Below are 18598 nucleotides of genomic sequence, written 5' to 3'. Positions count from 1 at the left end.
GTTGTTAATTCAGGATTGTCCAAAACTCGATGAGTTTATTTTGACATTAAGTTAAAAATGTTTGGCCTTACTTAACGGGTAACCATTAAGCCTTCGGCTTCTTCACGCCATACTTGGAGCGAGCCTGCTTACGGTCTTTAACACCTGAGCAGTCCAGTGCACCACGAACGGTGTGATAGCGCACACCCGGCAGGTCTTTTACACGACCACCGCGAATCAGGATCACGGAGTGTTCCTGTAGGTTATGGCCTTCACCACCTATATATGAAGAAACTTCAAAACCGTTAGTTAAGCGTACACGACAAACTTTACGTAATGCAGAGTTTGGTTTTTTTGGAGTGGTGGTATATACGCGAGTACATACGCCACGTTTCTGCGGGCAAGCTTCCAGCGCAGGAACGTTGCTTTTTGCAACCTTCATTGAGCGCGGTTTGCGTACCAGCTGATTAATTGTTGCCATTAAAAAAAGCTCCTGGTTTTTTTACTTTCGTAAACACGTGATAAATCGATCCCTCGAGTATAGGTACACTGAGGGACGCAAAATTTTATGGCTGAAGAGAGTAAGTGTCAAGAAATATACAGCGTTGTTCGACGAACAACGGACGATATTGGCTAATTCGTACCAATTAACCGAAAAAAAATGCAGAATAACCAAAGCCTAGCCAATTTTATTCCACTTTTCATGAAATAATTACCAAGCCATCTGTGGAGAATGGTTTACGGTTAAATCAACGAATCCTTGATAATCGATGAGTTCAACATCATTTCCCATTAATGTTAACAGCCCTCTGGCTTCAACATCTTCCCTTAAGGCGTAAATCACTGCACCACATGCCATCAATTGATTTAAACTTGCGCTGCCTGCAATAGCCGCAGTCACGCCATCTTGCAATAACAACAAGACATCACGCTGCGTTACCATATTCAGCAATGATTCCATATCAATCTGGTAAAACGAGCGGGAAACCGTATATAACACCGTGGCGCCTCAGAAAGTTAAAACAACGTCATAGGTCGACAAGTATTCACTGATTTGCCAACGCTCGAGAGATTGCGCTTTTAATACCATCTCAAAATCGTCATTGAGACCGCGCGCTGTCAGAGAATCGCGACAAATAAAGCACTGGTCAATATCATACAACGCCAATACCCCAAAGGTAGCAATATAGTTACGCGATAGGATTTTATCCGGATTCTGTTGTGGCAACAGTTGGAATACGCCATCGGAGAGAAAAAATAAACCGATCTCTTCCGTTAAAGCGGAAGTGGCTAGCACCGCATCCAACCCTTCTCTTCCACCAGAAGTGCCGTGAGGGGCTTGAGTAAATACAAATGCAATTTTCTTCATGATCCGCGGCTCTAAGCTAAAACTGAACAATTCGATCGCAAGTCAACATGGCTTCCGCTAATGACCCCAAGCCGCTTAACACAAATCCGGATTGCAAATTAGCCACCGGTAGCTTTTGCAATTCAGCTTCCTGTTTATCGACCACGCCTCGACGTAACGCGGCGGCCACACATACATGTAGTAGCGTTCCCTGCTGCTCAGCCAACGTTTGCCATGCGGTCACCAAATGAAACTCGTCACTGGCCGGAGAAACCAACTGATTGGCGTTATTCACCCCTTCCCGATAGAAAAAAACGCTTTGTATCTTATGGCCTTTTTCAATCAACGCCTGCGAAAACAGCCAAGCGCTGGTTGCTTGTTGAGTTCCATAAGCTGGCCCCGTCACCAACAAGGCATAGCTTAAACTCACTTCTCGTTTCCTGAAAAATCACCATTTTTAAACTGGCGAATATAGAGATACACCGTATGTTTAGAGATATTCAATCGATCGGCAACCTGGTTAATCGAATCTTTAATATCAAAAATGCCTTTCTCATACAAATTGAGCACAATTTGGCGATTCTTGGCATTATTTGAGACGTTGCGATCGGCATTGACCTCTTCAATACTGAACTCTAGCGTTTGTGCAACCAGATCATCGACGGATGAAGCAAAGTTCACATTCGAGTGAGCCTCTTTCGCTTCCGGTGGAATAAAGGTTTGCATGATTTGAGAAAAGGGCACATCCAGATTCATATTGATACACAGCAGACCAATAACTCGACGTTCTTTATTACGGATAGCGATAGTGAGTGACTTCATCAGTGAGCCACTTTTTGCCCGAGTAAAATAAGCCTTGGAAACGCTACTGTCATCATGAGACATGGCATGCAACATGCGTAAAGCCATATCGGTAATCGGAGAACCTATTTTACGTCCGGTATGTTCACCGTTCGCGATACGTACCGCGGAACACTTCAAATCTTCAAGTGAATGCAAAACGATCTCGCAGTGCGAACCAATCAGCATCGCTAATCCGTCAACCACGGATTCATAAGAACATAAAATATTATGATCTTCGCGGGTAAATGGCTGCTCATCCAACGGTTCATACTCGCTGGATAATTGCGAATGTGACATTGCGTTTCTCCAATATATTTAGTCTACGTTGGTCCTCAGACTGAAAAAACCTGGAGACTCATTCTTGGTATGTTGCTTTAGTCTAGCAAATACCAGACTAACTTAAGAAATAAAAAAACCGCAGGATTTCTCATGCGGTTTTCGGTTAATGCTTAAAAATTATTTTTTCTTCGGTTCTGCCGCTTCTGCTTTGATATCCAGTAATTCAACCTGGAAGACCAGAGTAGAATTAACCGGAATACCCGGAATCACATTATCGCCATAAGCTAAAGCAGGAGGAATAACTAACGTCATTTTCCCACCTTTTTTCAGATTCTTAAGACCTTCAGTCCAGCCAGGAATCACGCTATCTAAACGGAAAGTTGCTGGTTGGTTACGTTTGTAAGAATTATCAAACTCAGTACCATCAATCAAGGTACCTTTGTAGTTCACTACCACACTGTCGCTGTCTTTAGGGGCTGCACCCGTACCGGCAGTTTCTACTTTATACAGCAGACCTGACTCGGTTTTCTTCACACCGGCTTCTTTAGCAAATTTAGCGCGATACTCTGCACCCTTAGCTTCATTGACCTTCGCCTCTTCCATCATTTTCGCTTGAGCTTTTTCTTTCACGCGATTTTCAAAGGTTTGCAACGTCTGCTCAATTTCAGCATCACTTAATTTACTTTGGCTTTCAAACGCATCTTTAAAACCCGCTTGAATTTGGGTGCGGTCTAATACAACACCCAACTTATCTTGATCCTTCAGCGAGTTATTCATATAACCGCCCAGAGAAGCACCTAAAGCATAAGCCGCTTTCTGATCTTCGCTGTCAAATTTTACAGCTGATGCTGGCGCAGTTGCTGGTGTTGCCGCAGCTGGCGCTGCTGTTTTCGACGCGGCATCGTCAGCCATAGCACCAGTAGCAAAAGCCATCGAGGTCGCTAACAGCGTTACTTTAAATAATGATTTCATCTACTTCTCCAGTGATAGGAAAATATTACGCAACAAATAAACCCGGAATTTATACCATACAGGTTATCGATAAATATAATCAAAGAGTATCAAAAAATCTTATTACTCAATGATAAGTGTTTATGAACTTCATGACCTAATCTTCGACAGCATAAAACGTAATGGTTCGCTAAGAGAATAAATATAATCTTTCAACGAACCATCAATAACATCACTGTCATTATTTAGCTTTACTTGGATTTACACGTAACACCGTAATTTCAAATACTAATGTTGCATTAGGTGGAATACTTGGTAGCGCACCTTTTTCCCCATAAGCCTGTTCTGGCGGTACCACGAGTTTAATTTTACCACCGTTACCAGCCAGTTTAATTCCGCTACGTAAAGCAGGAATCACATCCGCTACTTTCAAAATAATTGGGGTTGTTGTTTTCTCAAATACAGTTCCATTGACCAACATACCCTGCAATTCAAGTTCAACCGTATTTTTATCGGTAATTGCTGCGCCAGATCCTTTTTTCTCGATCAGATAAAGCAGGCCGGTTTTATTTTTTTTCACTCCATCCTGCTGAGCAAATTCAGCCTGAAATGCCTTACCCATTTCACTCTCATGGCGGGCATCCTGTTCAACCTTGGCTTTATTCAAGGTATTAACCTGATCGTCAAACACATCCATGGTTTGTTTAATCGTGGCTTCATCCATTTTGATATCATTACCAAAAGTATCAACGATACCGGCTAAAACAATTTTAGGATCCAACGTGATATGCAGTTTCTGCTGCTGGGCCATATTTTCTTGTAAATAACGTGCTAAGGCCACACCACTCGCATAGGCACGGCGTTGTTCTTCACTGTTTAAATGAAATTTCACAGCAGATAACGAAGACGTCTCTAACATTTTGTCTTCTGTCGGTGCCGAACTTTTTTCTTTGTTATCATCTTTAACGCTAGGTTTAACCTGATTTTTTTCGGCTAATGGCGCTTGTTCTTGCGGTGTTGTAACAACTAAACCTGATATAGAGACTGCATTGTCCTTCTGAGCTTGCTCAGCCGTATCGACTGCCACTATTGCAGGATCAGCTGTAGTAGATACAGCAACATCTTTCTCCGCTTCTACCGGTACTGTTAATGCTTGTTCAGTAGCTTCTACTACTGCCACTGTTGCCGGAGATTGTTTCTGAGCAGGAGTAGATTCTGTAGCCTCTTCCTCGGCCTGAACGGCAGCGTCTGCCAGTGCAGCTGTGGAAGATGGGTCCTTAGCTTGGCTAGACTCTGAAGCATCTTTCTTAACCTGAACGGCGGTTTTCACCGGTGTGGTTGGTGCAACAACTTGTTCTGCAGAAACTTTTTCTACTGACGCTGCCTCAGAAGATGATTTCTGAGCAGGTGCTGATTCTGTGGCGTCTTTCTCAACCTGAGCAACAAGTCCCACCGAAACAGCAGCTGGAACATGCTCTGCGACAATAGCTTGTTCCGGAGTTGATGTGGATACAACCGCATCCTTTTGAACTGAACCAACGGCTTCTACTGATGCAGTTGATTGCTCCTTAACCGGGGTAGATTCAGCCTGTACTACGTTCTCATTCTTCTCATTTTTGTTATTATTCGTTAACTGATTAGCAGAAATGCTAAAAACGGGCAATGCAAAAAGCAAAGCACCAATCACGTATGAATGCTTATTTAAAAAAGACATCAATATATTCCTTGTGTTTCATTGTAGAATAATCCAATTAAACGCTTACTTCCCTTTATTACAATAACAAAACTCGATGGCAAGCATTCGATTCAACACACATATTACAAATTTTTTCGCTGATTTAATATCATATTCATCAAATCAGACTAATCACTATTCACCGGAGATAACATGCAACAGCTCGATATTGAAAGACTACTACAGCGACTAGAACTACTTGAAAGTCGTCAAGCCTTTCAGGAGGTGACTATTGACGATCTCAATCAGGCAATCATTCAACACCAGCGTGAAATAGCAAAACTTCAAGAACAGTTGAGACTATTAAGCGATAAACTAAAAGAGTCACAACCTTCGATGATTGCACCACTATCAGAAGAAGTCCCACCACCACACTACTAATGCTGGGCTTAAAATATACCAAAGAAAATGGCAGCCCTTAAGCTGCCATTTTAATTGCTATGAATGCCGTATTAATGGCTGCAACCACAACCATCGTTGCCTTTGCCATGACCGCCACAGCCACCTTCACCGTGTTCATGATCGTGGTCATGGTCGTGACCACCACCACCGCAACAACCACCGCCTTCGCCGTGACCATTGCCGCCACAGCAGCCGCCTTCACCATGGTGATCGTGCTCACCATGTACATGACCATGAGCTAATTCTTCTTCAGTCGCTTCGCGAATCGCTACCACTTCTACATTGAAGTTCAGATTCTGACCAGCCAGCATATGGTTACCATCAACCACCACGTGGTCGTCTTCTACTTCGGTAATTTCAACCGGAACAGGCCCTTGATCGGTATCGGCTAAAAAGCGCATACCAACCTGAAGCTCATCAACGCCCATGAAAACATCTTTAGGTACGCGCTGAACCAACACTTCATCATAATCGCCATACGCTTCATTTGCCGTTACAAACACGTCAAAACGATCGCCTACCGCATGGTTTTCCAATGCTTTTTCTAAACCCGCGATCAGAGAACCATGTCCGTGCAGATAGTCCAGCGGTGCGCTCACCGGAGACTCATCAACTAATACACCGTCTTCTGTACGAACCTGATATGCCAGGCTGACCACTAGGTCTTTTGCTACTTTCATGATTTCTCCTACCGTTGATACCTAATTTCCGCTGATTGTAGCTGAAATCAACGGCGCTGTACTCACTGAGATAAAAATTTAGGCAACTTTATATTACTAAGTACGACCAATGTCGAATATTCATTTGCAAAAATAAAAGCGCCATCAGGTTATCTCATCATCAATCCAAGGTATCATGCTTGGTTTCTTGAACCTCTTCGTCCAAATCCCAATCGTCAGATAATTTACTGTCATACTGCATCTCTCGCTGGAAGAGGTTTTCCAGTTCACGTCTCGCTTCTGCTACACGTGATATCTGCTGCATATTTCCCTGTCTAACCGGCACTAATTCACGCAACATACTTTCATCCAGCCGTTTAAAATACTGTTGCGCTCGATAGGCTTGATGAGGGTGCATCCCCAAATCAATTAAGGCCTTACGAGCAAGATCCGTTGCACTGGAAAATGTCTCTCTGGAGAAAAGCTCGACGCCGGCACTTAATAATTCATGAGCTTCAACTCGACCTCTGGCACGCGCCAAAATAGATAGATTGGGAAAGTATTGCTGACAGAGATGAACGATGGTCATGGTTTCTTCTGGTAGATCACTGGCAATTACAATCGCTTTGGCTTTCGCCGCACCAGCAGCCCGTAATAGCTCAAGCTCAGTTGCATCGCCATAGTAAACCTTATAACCGTGGCTGCGCAAAATACCGACCTGACTGACATCGCGTTCCAACACCGTTAAACGAATTTCATTGGCCATCAACAAACGTCCAACGACCTGACCAAAACGCCCAAATCCCACCACAATAACCTGTGGTTCATCGTCTTCTACATCAGATTTCTGGTCATTCTCTTCACCAGAGTTATAGCGTCGAGCCAAAATTCGGTCAACAATCTGCATCATAAACGGCGTAGTCATCATCGAAATCGTCACAACGACCAGCAACAGTGAAATCTGCTCAGTATCAAAAATATTCTGCGCCCGAGCCGCGGCAAACAGCACAAAGGCAAACTCTCCTCCCTGACTCAACACCGCAGAAAACTGCAAACGCTCTGAGCGATTAATGCGGAAAAAGCGCGCGAGTCCATACAGTACCGAGCCTTTAACCAACAACAATACACAAACCCAGATTAAGACCTGTAGAAAATGGGAGTAGAAAACCCCCAGATTCAACACCATACCCACCGAAATAAAAAATAGCCCCAACAATAACCCTTTAAAAGGCTCGATAGCCACTTCCAATTCGTGCTGATACTCACTTTCAGCTAACAGTACCCCTGCCAGAAACGTTCCCAACGCCATTGAGAAACCAATTTCTTGCATCAGCGCTGCGGCACCCAACACCACTAACAGCGCAGTGGCAGTAAATACTTCCCGTACACCGGATGACGCCACGTAACGGAAAATAGGTCTTAATAGGTAACGACAAGCGAGCACTAATATTGCTAATCCGACGACTTTACTGAGTACGGTAAACCAATCCGCATCACCGGTACTTTTCCCCGCCAAGATCGGCACTAACGCTAAAGCCGGAACAACCGCCATATCTTGAAACAGCAAGACGGCAAAACCGGATTGCCCTCCATCACCGCGCATGCCTTTCTCTTTCATCAACTGTAAAGCCATGGCCGTAGAAGACATCGACAACCCCAGAGCACCGATGATCGCCGCCGATAAGCCGAAACCAGCCCAATATAACAATCCACAGATAATCGCCGTCGTGAACAACACCTGAGCCGTACCTAAACCAAAAATAGGCTTTCTCATCTTCCAGAGTTTGGCTGGATTCAACTCTAATCCGATAACGAACAACAGTAGAACCACACCCATTTCGGAAAAGTGTAGAATCTCATCCACATCGTTAATCAGGCGAAATCCCCACGGACCGATAGCAATTCCAGCTATCAAATAGCCGAGTACCGCACCAATACCAACGCGTCGGGCAAGAGGAACCGCTAAAACGGCAACAGACAGAAAAATTAAAACCGCGGCCAACTGTGGTGAAGTTTCCATTATTGGTTGCCCTCTTCCGCAGACACGCTCAACCATTCAGCATACTTCAGGGCATACTGCTGTAACTGATCGTCTTCAAGACGACGGGCGCGATAAATAATCATCGGATCAACCCATACCATTCCACAAGATTTAGCCATAATGCGAAACGGTAATAAAATATCCTGAAATGAATAGCCCACCGAACCCCCTGGTTGATAGCTGTTCTCCGTCCCCCCAGCAGTCACCACCAGCCGGAAACGCTTACCTGATAATTCATTCCCGCCAATACTTCCGGCAAACTGAAGGTTCAATACCCTATCAATCCATTCTTTCATTAAAGCCGGGCAACCATAGGTGTGTATAGGAAACTGAAACACGATAGTGTCATGCTCCCTTAACAGTTGATGTTCCCGGTGGGTATGAATAAAGAAATCAGGATAATAGGCGTATAAATCGCGAACCGTCACATTATCTAAATTTCGGATCACTCTTAATAACGCTTTGTTGGCCACCGAGCGTTTAGGCTCCGGGTGGGCAAACAAGACAAGCACTTTCGGTAAGTGTGACATTTCGTTTCCCCTAAACATCGTCATCGCTGACATTTTCCGCTACCATGCATAACTTATTTAATTATTGACGTGAACAGATGACTGTTTTGTACGAACATCACACGCTATAAGTCTAGCTAATGTATCCAGATGTTGATAAATAAGATGATGAAAAAAGAGATGGTGATAAGTAACCTAATCTCCCATTATCAACCACCCTGAACACATTGCTTTTTAATAATAATACTAAAAATAGCGCGATTGAGAGTGTACTCCTCCTCCCGCTATTTTCTATCAATGGTTTCATCATTGGCTTTAGGTTTTTTAGCCAATTGATAGCCTTGTTACAGATAACCAGATACGTGACCCTATGATTGTATTTTCTTCGTTACAAATCCGACGCGGCGTGAATGTATTACTCGATAACGCCACAGCAACTATTAACCCCGGCCAGAAAGTTGGCTTAGTGGGCAAAAATGGCTGCGGTAAATCCACCCTGCTCTCGTTATTAAAAGGCGAACTAACCGCTGACGGAGGTAGCTTCACGTTCCCTTCCGCCTGGGCGCTATCATGGGTCAATCAGGAAACTCCCGCTCTGGATATACCAGCGATTGAGTACGTTATTGATGGCGACAGAGAGTATCGCCAGTTAGAACGCGAACTGGCTGTAGCTAACGAAAAAGATGATGGACATGCTATCGCTTTGCTACATGGCAAACTGGATGCTATTCAGGCTTGGACCATTTATCCTCGCGCTTCAAGTTTACTGCACGGATTAGGCTTCTCTCAGGAACAGTTACAACAATCCGTTAGCGCTTTCTCAGGTGGATGGCGGATGCGTCTGAATCTGGCACAGGCCCTATTGTGCCGTTCCGATTTACTCCTGCTGGATGAACCGACCAACCACTTGGATTTGGACGCAGTAATCTGGTTGGAAAAATGGCTGAAAAACTACGACGGCACCTTAATTCTGATTTCGCACGACCGCGATTTCCTCGATCCGATCGTCGATAAAATTCTGCATATTGAGCAACAGCAGTTATTCGAATACACAGGTAACTACTCCTCTTTTGAGCGCCAGCGAGTCGCTAAGCTATCGCAGCAGCAGGCTTTATACCAAAGTCAGCAAGAAAAAGTGGCACATCTACAAAGCTATATTGACCGCTTCAAAGCCAAAGCCACTAAAGCCAAACAGGCCCAGAGCAGAATTAAGATGCTGGAGCGCATGGAGCTGATTGCCCCAGCCCACGTTGATAATCCGTTCCATTTTAGCTTCCGGGAACCAGAAAGCCTGCCAAATCCACTGCTAAGAATGGAAAAGGTCAGCGCTGGCTACGGTGATAAAACTATTCTGCAATCAATCAAACTGAATCTGGTACCGGGTTCACGTATTGGGCTATTGGGTCGCAACGGTGCCGGTAAATCAACCCTGATCAAACTGCTGGCTGGAACGTTGACTCCCCAACAGGGTGAAATTGGCTTGGCGAAAGGTATCAAGCTGGGCTATTTCGCCCAGCATCAGTTAGAGACGCTGCGCTCGGACGAGTCCCCGTTACAGCACCTTAGTCGCCTGGCTCCGCAAGAATTTGAGCAGCCATTACGTGATTATCTGGGTGGGTTCGGATTTCGCGGCGATAAAGTAAGTGAAAATACTGAACGTTTTTCCGGCGGTGAAAAAGCCCGTTTGGTACTGGCGCTAATCGTCTGGCAAAGACCAAACCTGTTGCTGCTTGATGAACCGACTAACCACCTCGACCTTGATATGCGTCAGGCGCTAACCGAAGCCCTGATCGACTTTGATGGTGCCTTGGTTGTGGTATCCCACGATCGTCACTTACTGCGTTCCACCACCGATGAGCTGTATCTGGTTCATGACCAAAAAGTTGAGCCTTTTGACGGCGACATTGAAGATTATCAACAGTGGCTGGTCGATCTACAAAAACAGGAACTTCAACCGGAAGAGAGCAGCAAAGAGTCTACCGCCAACAGCGCCCAGGCCCGAAAAGACCAAAAACGCCGTGAAGCAGATTTCAGAGCACAAACTCAGCCAATCCGCAAAAAAATCGACAAGCTGGATAACGAACTAGAGAAACTGTCTAAACAGCTTAGCGATATTGAACAGTCGCTATCCGACAGTGCGATTTATGAAGCAGAAAAGAAAGCGGAGTTAACCAAATTACTGCAGCAGCAGGTCGCAGTTAAGTCAGCTCAGGAAGAGTGTGAAATGCACTGGCTGGAATTACATGAACAGTTGGAAGAGATGACCAACAGCTTTAATCAGGATAACGGCTAAAGCTGATACTCAGGGGGGAACCTTTACTCGGTTCCCTCTTTTAATTTACAACCTATTGCCAGATAAAAACCACACACCCCGCGGTCAGAATCCCCATCGATACGTTAAAGATCGCCCACGATTGGCGACTTCTCAATAAACGGCTAATCGCTGAACCAAAGCCCATCCAAACCAAGCCTGCCACTAAATTCACCATAAACATTGCGACGCTGATCGCGATCACCGAAGCGCTGTACATACTCCCGGCCAGACTGTAGCTGGCAATAGAACCCAACCCCATCAACCAAGCTTTAGGGTTTAACGCCTGCAATAACAATCCCTGATATAAACGAATCGGCTTAACCGAACCTTTATCCGTTTCCAGCTTTTCGTAACGGGAAGTGGCTATTTTCCACGCCAGCCAAATCAGGTACAGACTACCCAAAATCTTCAATATCAGATGCAAAGGAGGATAAGCAGTTATCAGTGTTCCAACTCCGGCGGCAACCAACAGTAGCAGGAGCTGCATTCCCATCATAATGCCGAACATCAGTGGCAGAGAACGAACAAAACCAAAGTTGGCGGTAGATGAAGTGAGTAACATATTATTTGGACCCGGCGTTACCGCCGCTATCCATAAAAACATCAACATTGAAAAAAACCAGCCTAACTCCATTTTGCGTAACCCTTCGCCTTCGCGAGATGTTTAGTCATTCCATTCAAGCTATCAGTGTGATATTGATCGCACAAGTCCCTTTGAGTGAATTTAATCAGTTATGGATGCACAATTTCAACCGATGCGTGGAACAGCTAATCCGCATATACAAACCCTTCTGCCACGTCTTATTCGCCGAAAAATAGAACAGCAGCCGGTCTGGCAGCGGCTTGATCTACCTGATGGTGACTTTGTCGATCTGGCCTGGAGCGAAGCGCCAGAAGGCGCTAAACATAAACCGCGTTTAGTTCTATTTCACGGTCTGGAAGGTAGCGTCAATAGTCCTTATGCTCATGGCTTAATGGACGTTTGCCGAAAAAATGGCTGGCTGGCGGTAGTCATGCATTTCCGCGGATGCAGCGGAGAACCTAACCGAAGCCCCCGCGCCTACCATTCAGGAGAAACAGGCGATAGCCGCTTTTTCCTTAACTGGCTGCACCAAACTTTAGGTCCCGCCCCTACCGCGGCAGTAGGTTACTCGCTTGGCGGCAATATGCTGGGATGCTATCTGGCTGAAGCCGGAGAAAATACGCTATTGCAAGCGGCGGTGATTGTCTCAGCCCCATTGATGCTCGGGCCTTGCTCCTACCGTTTGGAACAGGGACTGTCCCGAGTTTATAACCGTTATCTACTCAATGAGTTAAAACACAGTACTCAGCGTAAGTTGGATCGCTATCCTGACATCATGCCCTTACCCAATTTTTCACTAAAAAATATCCATTCCATTCGTGAATTTGATAACACCTTGACCGCCCCACTGCATGGCTTCAAAAATGCCGATGACTATTACCATCAGTGCAGTGCCTTACCCATGTTGCCTGCCATCCAAATCCCACTGCTGATTATTCACGCCAAAGACGACCCATTTATGGCGCCGGAGGTGATCCCCGATCTCAGCCAGCTGCCGGAAAATATTGAATACCAGCTAACGGAACATGGCGGACACGTTGGATTCGTCAGTGGAACCTGGAAAAAACCAAAAATGTGGTTGGAACAACGCATCCCTGAATGGCTGACCCCTTATCTGGAGAAAACAGCATGATCATCCCGTGGCAAGAACTGCCGCCAGAAACCTTAGAAAGTATTATCGAATCATTTGTTCTGCGTGAAGGGACCGACTATGGGGAGCAGGAGAAGACCTTACAACAAAAAGTGGATGATATTAAACGTCAGCTAAAAAGCGGAAAGTTAGTATTGATCTGGTCAGAACTGCATGAAACTATCAATATCATGTTAAAAGACCAGTTCAGCGATGGTGCTGAAGAACAGCCTTATCCGGATTTTAATTAGCCCGAAATTTTTGCTAATACCTTCCCGGCGCTGAACTATGCTCTACCCAATAACCATTAAAAAATAACAATGAAAATAAGGAATCAGGCCAATGTCAGCAAAGCATCCGATTATTGCGGTTACCGGCTCTAGCGGTGCCGGTACCACCACTACCAGTTTGGCTTTCCGGAAAATTTTCCAGCAGCTACAGCTCAATGCCGCCCGCATCGACGGCGATGCTTATCATCGATATACCCGCCCGGAAATGGATGCAGAAATCCGCAAAGCCAGAGAGCAAGGACGCCATATTAGCTATTTTGGCCCGGAAGCCAACGACTTTTCCCAATTGGAAAACAGCTTTATCGAATATGGTAAGACCGGTACTGGCCATACCCGAAAATATTTACATACCTACGATGAAGCGATGCCCTATAACCAATTACCGGGCAGCTTTACCCCTTGGCAGGCACTGCCAGAAGAAACCGACCTGCTATTTTATGAAGGACTGCATGGCGGTATTGTCACCGCTAAGCAAAATGTCGCACAGCACGTTGATCTGCTGGTTGGAGTTGTTCCTATCGTCAATTTGGAATGGATACAAAAACTGATTCGCGACACCGGTGAACGGGAACATTCCCGTGAGGCCGTTCTCGACTCCGTTGTACGTTCAATGGATGACTACATCAACTATATTACCCCTCAATTTTCCCGCACCCATATTAACTTTCAGCGAGTCCCCACCGTTGATACATCCGATCCCTTTTCGGCTAAGAGTATTCCAACCATGGATGAAAGCTTGGTGGTGATCCATTTTAGGGGATTAACCGGTATCGATTTCCCTTACTTGCTGGCGATGTTGCAGGGTTCATTTATCTCCCAAACCAATACGCTGGTGATCCCCGGCGGCAAGTTTGGGCTGGCCATGGAATTGATTATTACTCCGTTAATCCAGCAATTATTAGAAGGCCGGATATTAGAGTAAAAATATCGTGGGTAAAATGAGCAAACAACCAGTGATTACGCAGCTTAACCCTCATTTTAATAAGACAACACGAGACTCTTCGCTCAACCTGTGTTAAAACCATAAGTGTCAGGTACTATTAGGTAAAACAGGTTGTGTTCAGCCAGATGTAGGACAAATAGACAAACACCTCTATATTATTTTCTACATCGGCTATAATAGCGCTCACTAAGCAAATTATATGCTCCGGGGCGGGTAAGGTTTCCGGCAAGCTTCTCGCTTTGCTGTTTTTGGCAGTGACTACAAAGAGGATAACAACAAATGGTTCTCGGCAAACCGCAAACAGACCCTACTCTCGAATGGTTCTTATCTCATTGTCATATTCATAAATATCCATCTAAGAGCACACTGATTCATCAAGGTGAAAAAGCAGAAACGCTTTATTACATTGTGAAAGGGTCCGTAGCCGTTCTGATTAAGGATGAAGAAGGTAAGGAGATGATTCTCTCTTATCTGAATCAAGGGGACTTTATTGGTGAGCTTGGCCTTTTTGAAGAAGGTCAAGAGCGTACGGCTTGGGTTAGGGCGAAAACAGCATGTGAAGTTGCTGAAATTTCCTATAAGAAGTTTCGTCAACTGATTCAAGTTAACCCAGATATTTTAATGCGTTTGTCAGCCCAAATGGCCAGTCGTTTACAGGTAACGTCAGAGAAAGTGGGCAGTTTGGCTTTCCTTGATGTAACGGGTCGTATTGCACAAACGCTGTTGAATTTAGCCAAACAGCCTGATGCGATGACCCATCCGGATGGGATGCAAATTAAAATCACCCGTCAGGAAATTGGACAAATTGTTGGTTGTTCCCGTGAAACGGTAGGCCGTATCTTAAAAATGTTAGAAGATCAAAACCTGATCTCTGCACACGGTAAAACCATTGTTGTTTACGGGACTCGTTAAGTAACACACAAATCGACGGGTATGCTTGGACTTCATGGACAGCATGCCCGTTTTTCTTTCCCGGAAAACCTATGTGGCGACGAGTAATCTATCATCCAGAAATTAATTACGCTCTGCGCCAAACGCTGGTTCTCTGTCTACCTATTGCCCTCTTCTGGCTATTAAACGATTTACGCACCGGTTTTCTACTCTCTCTGGTACCGGCCTGCTGTAATATCGGCGGCTTAGATACCCCCCATAAACGCTTCTTTAAACGACTGGCCATTGGCGGAGCACTGTTTGTTCTCAGCAGCCTTTTACTGCAACAATTTCTTATCTGGTCGATACCGCTAGGCGTTTGCATGTTGATACTGGCTCTGCTGTTTGGCGTGACCGCAGAAATCAGCCCGTTACATGGGCGCTTAATGCCTGCTGCGCTGGTGGCAGGGATATTTACCCTCAGCATGGTTGATGTCCTACCAATCTGGTATGCCCCCATGTTGTTTATGATCGGCACCATCTGGTACGGCCTTTTCACCTATGTCTGGTTCAGGCTCTGGCAAGAGCAGCCAATGCGCGAGTCACTCAGTTTACTGTATCGCCAATTAGCTGATTATTTTGAAGAAAAATATAGCCTCCTCACTCAACACACCGACCCAGAAACCGCTCTGCCACCATTATTACAACGCCAACAGCAGGCCATGGACAGTATCTCGCTGGTCTATCAGCAAATATATATGATTACCGACCTGAAGCACCCACGCCATCAACGTTTGATGAGAGCTTTTCAGGTCGCTCTGGATTTACAGGAGCATATTACGGTCAGCCTGCACCAACCAGATGAGGTGCAAAAACTGGTTGAACAAAGCCATGCTGAAGCAGTTATTCGCCATAATGCTAAAATTATCAGTCATCGCTTACGGATTTTAGCCGATGATATTCTTTACCATCGTCGCCCCAGTCCCTTCAATATGGATCATGAGTTATCCGCACTGGAAAAAATTGCCAACCAACATCCTGATAATCCGGTTGGCGCCTTCTGTTATTATCACTTTAGTCGCATTGCCTATCTGCTGAGCAGCCAGCTACCGCTATATAACCGCAGTTTAATGCCTGCCCAAAACCGTTTACCTTTCTGGCGAGCATTAAAGAATTACTGCTCAATCAAATCGATTGCTTTACGAAACGCTGCACGCCTCGGGCTAACGTTAGCAGCAGGAACCGCTATCGGTAGCGTACTTAGCTTACCCAAACCTTATTGGATCCTTCTGACAATCATGTTAGTCAGCCAGAATGGTTATAACGCAACCCGCATCAGAATTCAGCACCGTGCCTTGGGAACCATGTTCGGCATTATCGTGGGCGCAGTCATTCTTCATTTGCATTACCCGCAAAATTACATGTTATTGCTGATGCTGTTGCTTACTCTGGTGTCCTATCTGATTGTGCGCAAAAATTACGGCATTGCGGTTATTGGCTTTACCATTACCGCGGTTTATACCCTGCAAATTATTGCTAATAGCGGTATGGAATTCCTGCTGCCGCGCCTGATTGATACCGTTATTGGTTGCGTTTTGGTATTTGCCAGTACCATCTGGTTATGGCCACAGTGGCAAAGCGGTCTGCTACGTAAAAATGCCCATGATGCCCTGGAAACTTATCAACAGCACCTTCGCCAGATGTTTAGCATGACCGATAATGCGCCTGAACTTTCCTATACTCGAATGAAGGTTAATCAGGCACACAATACGCTTTTCACTACCTTGAATCAGGCGATGCAGGAACCCGGTTTTAATTCCCGCTACTTAACGGATATGCGTCTGTGGATTACTCACAGCCAGTTTCTGGTTGAACATCTGAATGGCATGACGGTTATCGCCCGAGACCAATATGTCCTGATACCGGAACTATCCAAAACCTATCTAAACACCTGCGAAATTATGATTCAAAGCTGCCAGCAACGATTAGAGTATGATGGGCCGAGCAGTGATACCAGTATGCTACAGATTGTTGAACCCAATAGTGAGCTACCGGAAACCACCATGGAGCGGCATCTTGAGCGAGTATTGGCCCACTTAAAATCCATGCACACAATCTCTTCTCTGGCTTGGCAGCAGCGTCCGCATCATGGTATTTGGCTGAAACGCCGTTTACGCGATAAAAGTTAAGTCGATCGCTAAGGGGAAAACGGCTGATTTAACCAGCCGTTTTGAGGTTACGGATAAAGTCATTGAATATTCCCCGACGAATGAAGGGGATACTTTTAAATTTAACGGACGATTACTTCTTGGCTTCAACCATCTGCTTAACCGCTTTCTCAAAGCAATCCATTCCCTGTTGCAAATCCTTTTCTGGAATAACCAGCGAAGGGGCAAAGCGAATAACGCTAGGTCCGGCATTTAACAGCATCAATCCATTTTCCACCGACGCAGCAAGAAACTCTCTGGCCATACCCTGATAAGCAGGTTGTAGCTCCGCGCCGATTAATAAACCAAGACCACGAACGTCCGAGAAGACGTGGTAAATCTGATTAATCTCTTCTAATCGAGAGACAATATATTGATAGCGAGACTGCACACCCGCCAGCACTTCTGGCGTATTAATCACGTCAAAGGCCGCTTCGGCTACGGCACAGGCTAATGGATTCCCGCCATAGGTGGTACCGTGTACGCCGGGCTCCATCACTTGAGCCACTTCACTGGTCGTCAGCATCGCACTGATCGGGAAACCACCGCCTAACGCTTTAGCTGAGGTGAGAATATCTGGCGTAATACCGTATTGCATATAGGTAAACAATGAACCGGTTCTTCCCATCCCTGACTGCACTTCATCAAACACCAGCAAAGCATTGTATTGGTCGCACAGCTCTCTGACACCGCGTAAAAACTCGGCATCTACCGGAGTGATTCCCCCTTCGCCCTGTACCGGCTCCAGCACCACCGCACATGTATGATCATCGATCACCGCTTTAACTGCGTCTAAATCGTTAAACGGAATATGAACAATATCTGCCGGCTTAGGGCCAAAACCATCGGAATATTTAGGCTGCCCACCCACGGAGACGGTGAATAACGTACGGCCATGGAAAGCATTGTTAAAGGCTATAATCTTGGTTTTATAAGGACTGTAACGGGTAATAGCATAACGGCGAGCCAGCTTAAATGCGGCTTCATTGGCTTCTGCACCCGAATTAGCAAAAAATACCCGCTCGGCAAATGTCGCATCAATCAGTTTTTGAGCTAAACGCAAAGCAGGTTCATTGGTAAACAGATTACTGGTATGCCAGAGCAACTCACCCTGGGAATTCAGCGCTTTTACCAAAGCAGGATGACAGTGCCCGAGAGCAGTAACGGCAATACCACTGGAGAAATCGATAAACTCGTTTCCCTGCTGATCCCATACTTTGCTGCCTTTGCCTTTTACCGGTACAAATGCTGCCGGTGCATAAACTGGTAACATAACCTTCTCAAACGTATCGCGATTAACTGATGCTGCGCCACCCATACCATCCTGCCTTATTAAATTTCATCGTGAATCAAACAACACTACCAAAAATGAATATAAAATCAATTTATAAGGATAAAAATACAGATAAATTATTTTTAATATTTATAAATCAAATAACTAAATAAAAACAAAAAGACATCCTTAGCCATAAATATTCATTCCATGCATTTTCATTTATCGGTGATACCAATCACA

19 protein-coding genes are annotated in these 18598 nt (G+C 45.2%); 7 read left to right on the top strand and 12 right to left on the bottom strand.

Features of this window, described 5'->3' with window-relative positions; all coding sequences use genetic code 11:
* Positions 1-85: 85 nt before the first annotated feature.
* The 7 genes from rpsL to BMZ28_RS14285 form a co-directional block, all read right to left on the bottom strand.
* Positions 86-460: a 30S ribosomal protein S12 gene (gene rpsL, locus BMZ28_RS14315; RefSeq protein ID WP_047779685.1), complete on the bottom strand. Its 375-nt coding sequence runs from the start codon at positions 458-460 to the stop codon at positions 86-88.
* 231 nt (positions 461-691) lie between these two features.
* Positions 692-979 (bottom strand): sulfurtransferase complex subunit TusB, encoded by a 288-nt coding sequence (gene tusB / locus BMZ28_RS14310; RefSeq protein WP_047779684.1) that lies wholly within the window; start codon positions 977-979, stop codon positions 692-694.
* A 9-nt stretch (positions 980-988) separates the two neighbouring features.
* On the bottom strand, positions 989-1348 hold the full coding sequence (tusC, locus tag BMZ28_RS14305) for a sulfurtransferase complex subunit TusC (protein ID WP_047779683.1): 360 nt from the start codon (positions 1346-1348) through the stop codon (positions 989-991).
* Positions 1349-1364: 16 nt separating this feature from the next.
* Positions 1365-1757 carry a sulfurtransferase complex subunit TusD gene (gene tusD / locus BMZ28_RS14300; protein WP_047779682.1) on the bottom strand — a complete coding sequence of 131 codons (393 nt, stop codon included), beginning with the start codon at positions 1755-1757 and terminating at the stop codon, positions 1365-1367.
* Positions 1754-2467 carry a helix-turn-helix transcriptional regulator gene (locus BMZ28_RS14295; RefSeq protein WP_047779681.1) on the bottom strand — a complete coding sequence of 238 codons (714 nt, stop codon included), beginning with the start codon at positions 2465-2467 and terminating at the stop codon, positions 1754-1756. Before BMZ28_RS14295 ends, tusD begins: the two co-directional genes overlap by 4 nt.
* A gap of 159 nt (positions 2468-2626) precedes the next feature.
* Positions 2627-3421, bottom strand: a complete 795-nt coding sequence (gene fkpA, locus BMZ28_RS14290) for an FKBP-type peptidyl-prolyl cis-trans isomerase (protein ID WP_074824242.1) — start codon at positions 3419-3421, stop codon at positions 2627-2629.
* A 220-nt stretch (positions 3422-3641) separates the two neighbouring features.
* Positions 3642-5114 carry an FKBP-type peptidyl-prolyl cis-trans isomerase gene (locus tag BMZ28_RS14285; protein WP_074824240.1) on the bottom strand — a complete coding sequence of 491 codons (1473 nt, stop codon included), beginning with the start codon at positions 5112-5114 and terminating at the stop codon, positions 3642-3644.
* A gap of 174 nt (positions 5115-5288) precedes the next feature.
* Here BMZ28_RS14285 and BMZ28_RS14280 point away from each other — a divergent pair, with 174 nt between their 5' ends.
* Positions 5289-5516, top strand: coding sequence for a SlyX family protein (locus BMZ28_RS14280; protein WP_047779679.1), 228 nt, complete (start codon positions 5289-5291; stop codon positions 5514-5516).
* A 71-nt stretch (positions 5517-5587) separates the two neighbouring features.
* On the opposite strand, the gene slyD is transcribed toward BMZ28_RS14280, so the two are convergent.
* The 3 genes from slyD to kefG form a co-directional block, all read right to left on the bottom strand.
* Complete coding sequence (gene slyD / locus BMZ28_RS14275; protein WP_074824237.1) at positions 5588-6217, bottom strand: peptidylprolyl isomerase; 630 nt, start codon at positions 6215-6217, stop codon at positions 5588-5590.
* 160 nt (positions 6218-6377) lie between these two features.
* Positions 6378-8216, bottom strand: a complete 1839-nt coding sequence (gene kefB / locus BMZ28_RS14270) for a glutathione-regulated potassium-efflux system protein KefB (RefSeq protein ID WP_074824234.1) — start codon at positions 8214-8216, stop codon at positions 6378-6380.
* Positions 8216-8767 carry a glutathione-regulated potassium-efflux system ancillary protein KefG gene (gene kefG / locus BMZ28_RS14265; protein WP_074824232.1) on the bottom strand — a complete coding sequence of 184 codons (552 nt, stop codon included), beginning with the start codon at positions 8765-8767 and terminating at the stop codon, positions 8216-8218. Before kefG ends, kefB begins: the two co-directional genes overlap by 1 nt.
* A gap of 349 nt (positions 8768-9116) precedes the next feature.
* Between kefG and BMZ28_RS14260 the strand changes: the two genes are divergently transcribed.
* A complete protein-coding gene (locus BMZ28_RS14260; RefSeq protein WP_074824228.1) occupies positions 9117-11039 on the top strand; it encodes an ABC transporter ATP-binding protein in 1923 nt (640 codons plus the stop codon).
* A 52-nt stretch (positions 11040-11091) separates the two neighbouring features.
* On the opposite strand, the gene BMZ28_RS14255 is transcribed toward BMZ28_RS14260, so the two are convergent.
* On the bottom strand, positions 11092-11694 hold the full coding sequence (locus tag BMZ28_RS14255; protein WP_074824225.1) for a LysE family translocator: 603 nt from the start codon (positions 11692-11694) through the stop codon (positions 11092-11094).
* Between the two features lie 100 nt (positions 11695-11794).
* Between BMZ28_RS14255 and BMZ28_RS14250 the strand changes: the two genes are divergently transcribed.
* The 5 genes from BMZ28_RS14250 (at position 11795) to BMZ28_RS14230 (ending at position 17064) form a co-directional block, all read left to right on the top strand.
* Positions 11795-12775 (top strand): hydrolase, encoded by a 981-nt coding sequence (locus BMZ28_RS14250; protein ID WP_074824222.1) that lies wholly within the window; start codon positions 11795-11797, stop codon positions 12773-12775.
* Positions 12772-13023, top strand: coding sequence for a YheU family protein (locus tag BMZ28_RS14245; protein WP_047779672.1), 252 nt, complete (start codon positions 12772-12774; stop codon positions 13021-13023). The genes BMZ28_RS14250 and BMZ28_RS14245 overlap by 4 nt, the downstream gene beginning before the upstream one ends.
* Before the next feature lie 91 nt (positions 13024-13114).
* Positions 13115-13984 (top strand): phosphoribulokinase, encoded by an 870-nt coding sequence (locus tag BMZ28_RS14240; protein WP_074824220.1) that lies wholly within the window; start codon positions 13115-13117, stop codon positions 13982-13984.
* A 300-nt stretch (positions 13985-14284) separates the two neighbouring features.
* Positions 14285-14917, top strand: a complete 633-nt coding sequence (gene crp, locus BMZ28_RS14235; protein WP_047779670.1) for a cAMP-activated global transcriptional regulator CRP — start codon at positions 14285-14287, stop codon at positions 14915-14917.
* A 71-nt stretch (positions 14918-14988) separates the two neighbouring features.
* A complete protein-coding gene (locus BMZ28_RS14230; protein WP_074824218.1) occupies positions 14989-17064 on the top strand; it encodes a YccS/YhfK family putative transporter in 2076 nt (691 codons plus the stop codon).
* Positions 17065-17176: 112 nt separating this feature from the next.
* Here BMZ28_RS14230 and argD read toward each other — a convergent pair whose 3' ends face one another.
* Positions 17177-18400 (bottom strand): bifunctional acetylornithine/succinyldiaminopimelate transaminase, encoded by a 1224-nt coding sequence (gene argD, locus BMZ28_RS14225; protein WP_074824215.1) that lies wholly within the window; start codon positions 18398-18400, stop codon positions 17177-17179.
* Between the last annotated feature and the right edge of the window lie 198 nt (positions 18401-18598).

Origin of the sequence: Pragia fontium DSM 5563 = ATCC 49100 (assembly GCF_900112475.1) — a bacterium.
Lineage (GTDB): Bacteria > Pseudomonadota > Gammaproteobacteria > Enterobacterales > Enterobacteriaceae > Pragia > Pragia fontium.
Note: the sequence above shows the minus strand (reverse complement) of the source record. Positions and strands in the feature narration are given on the sequence as shown.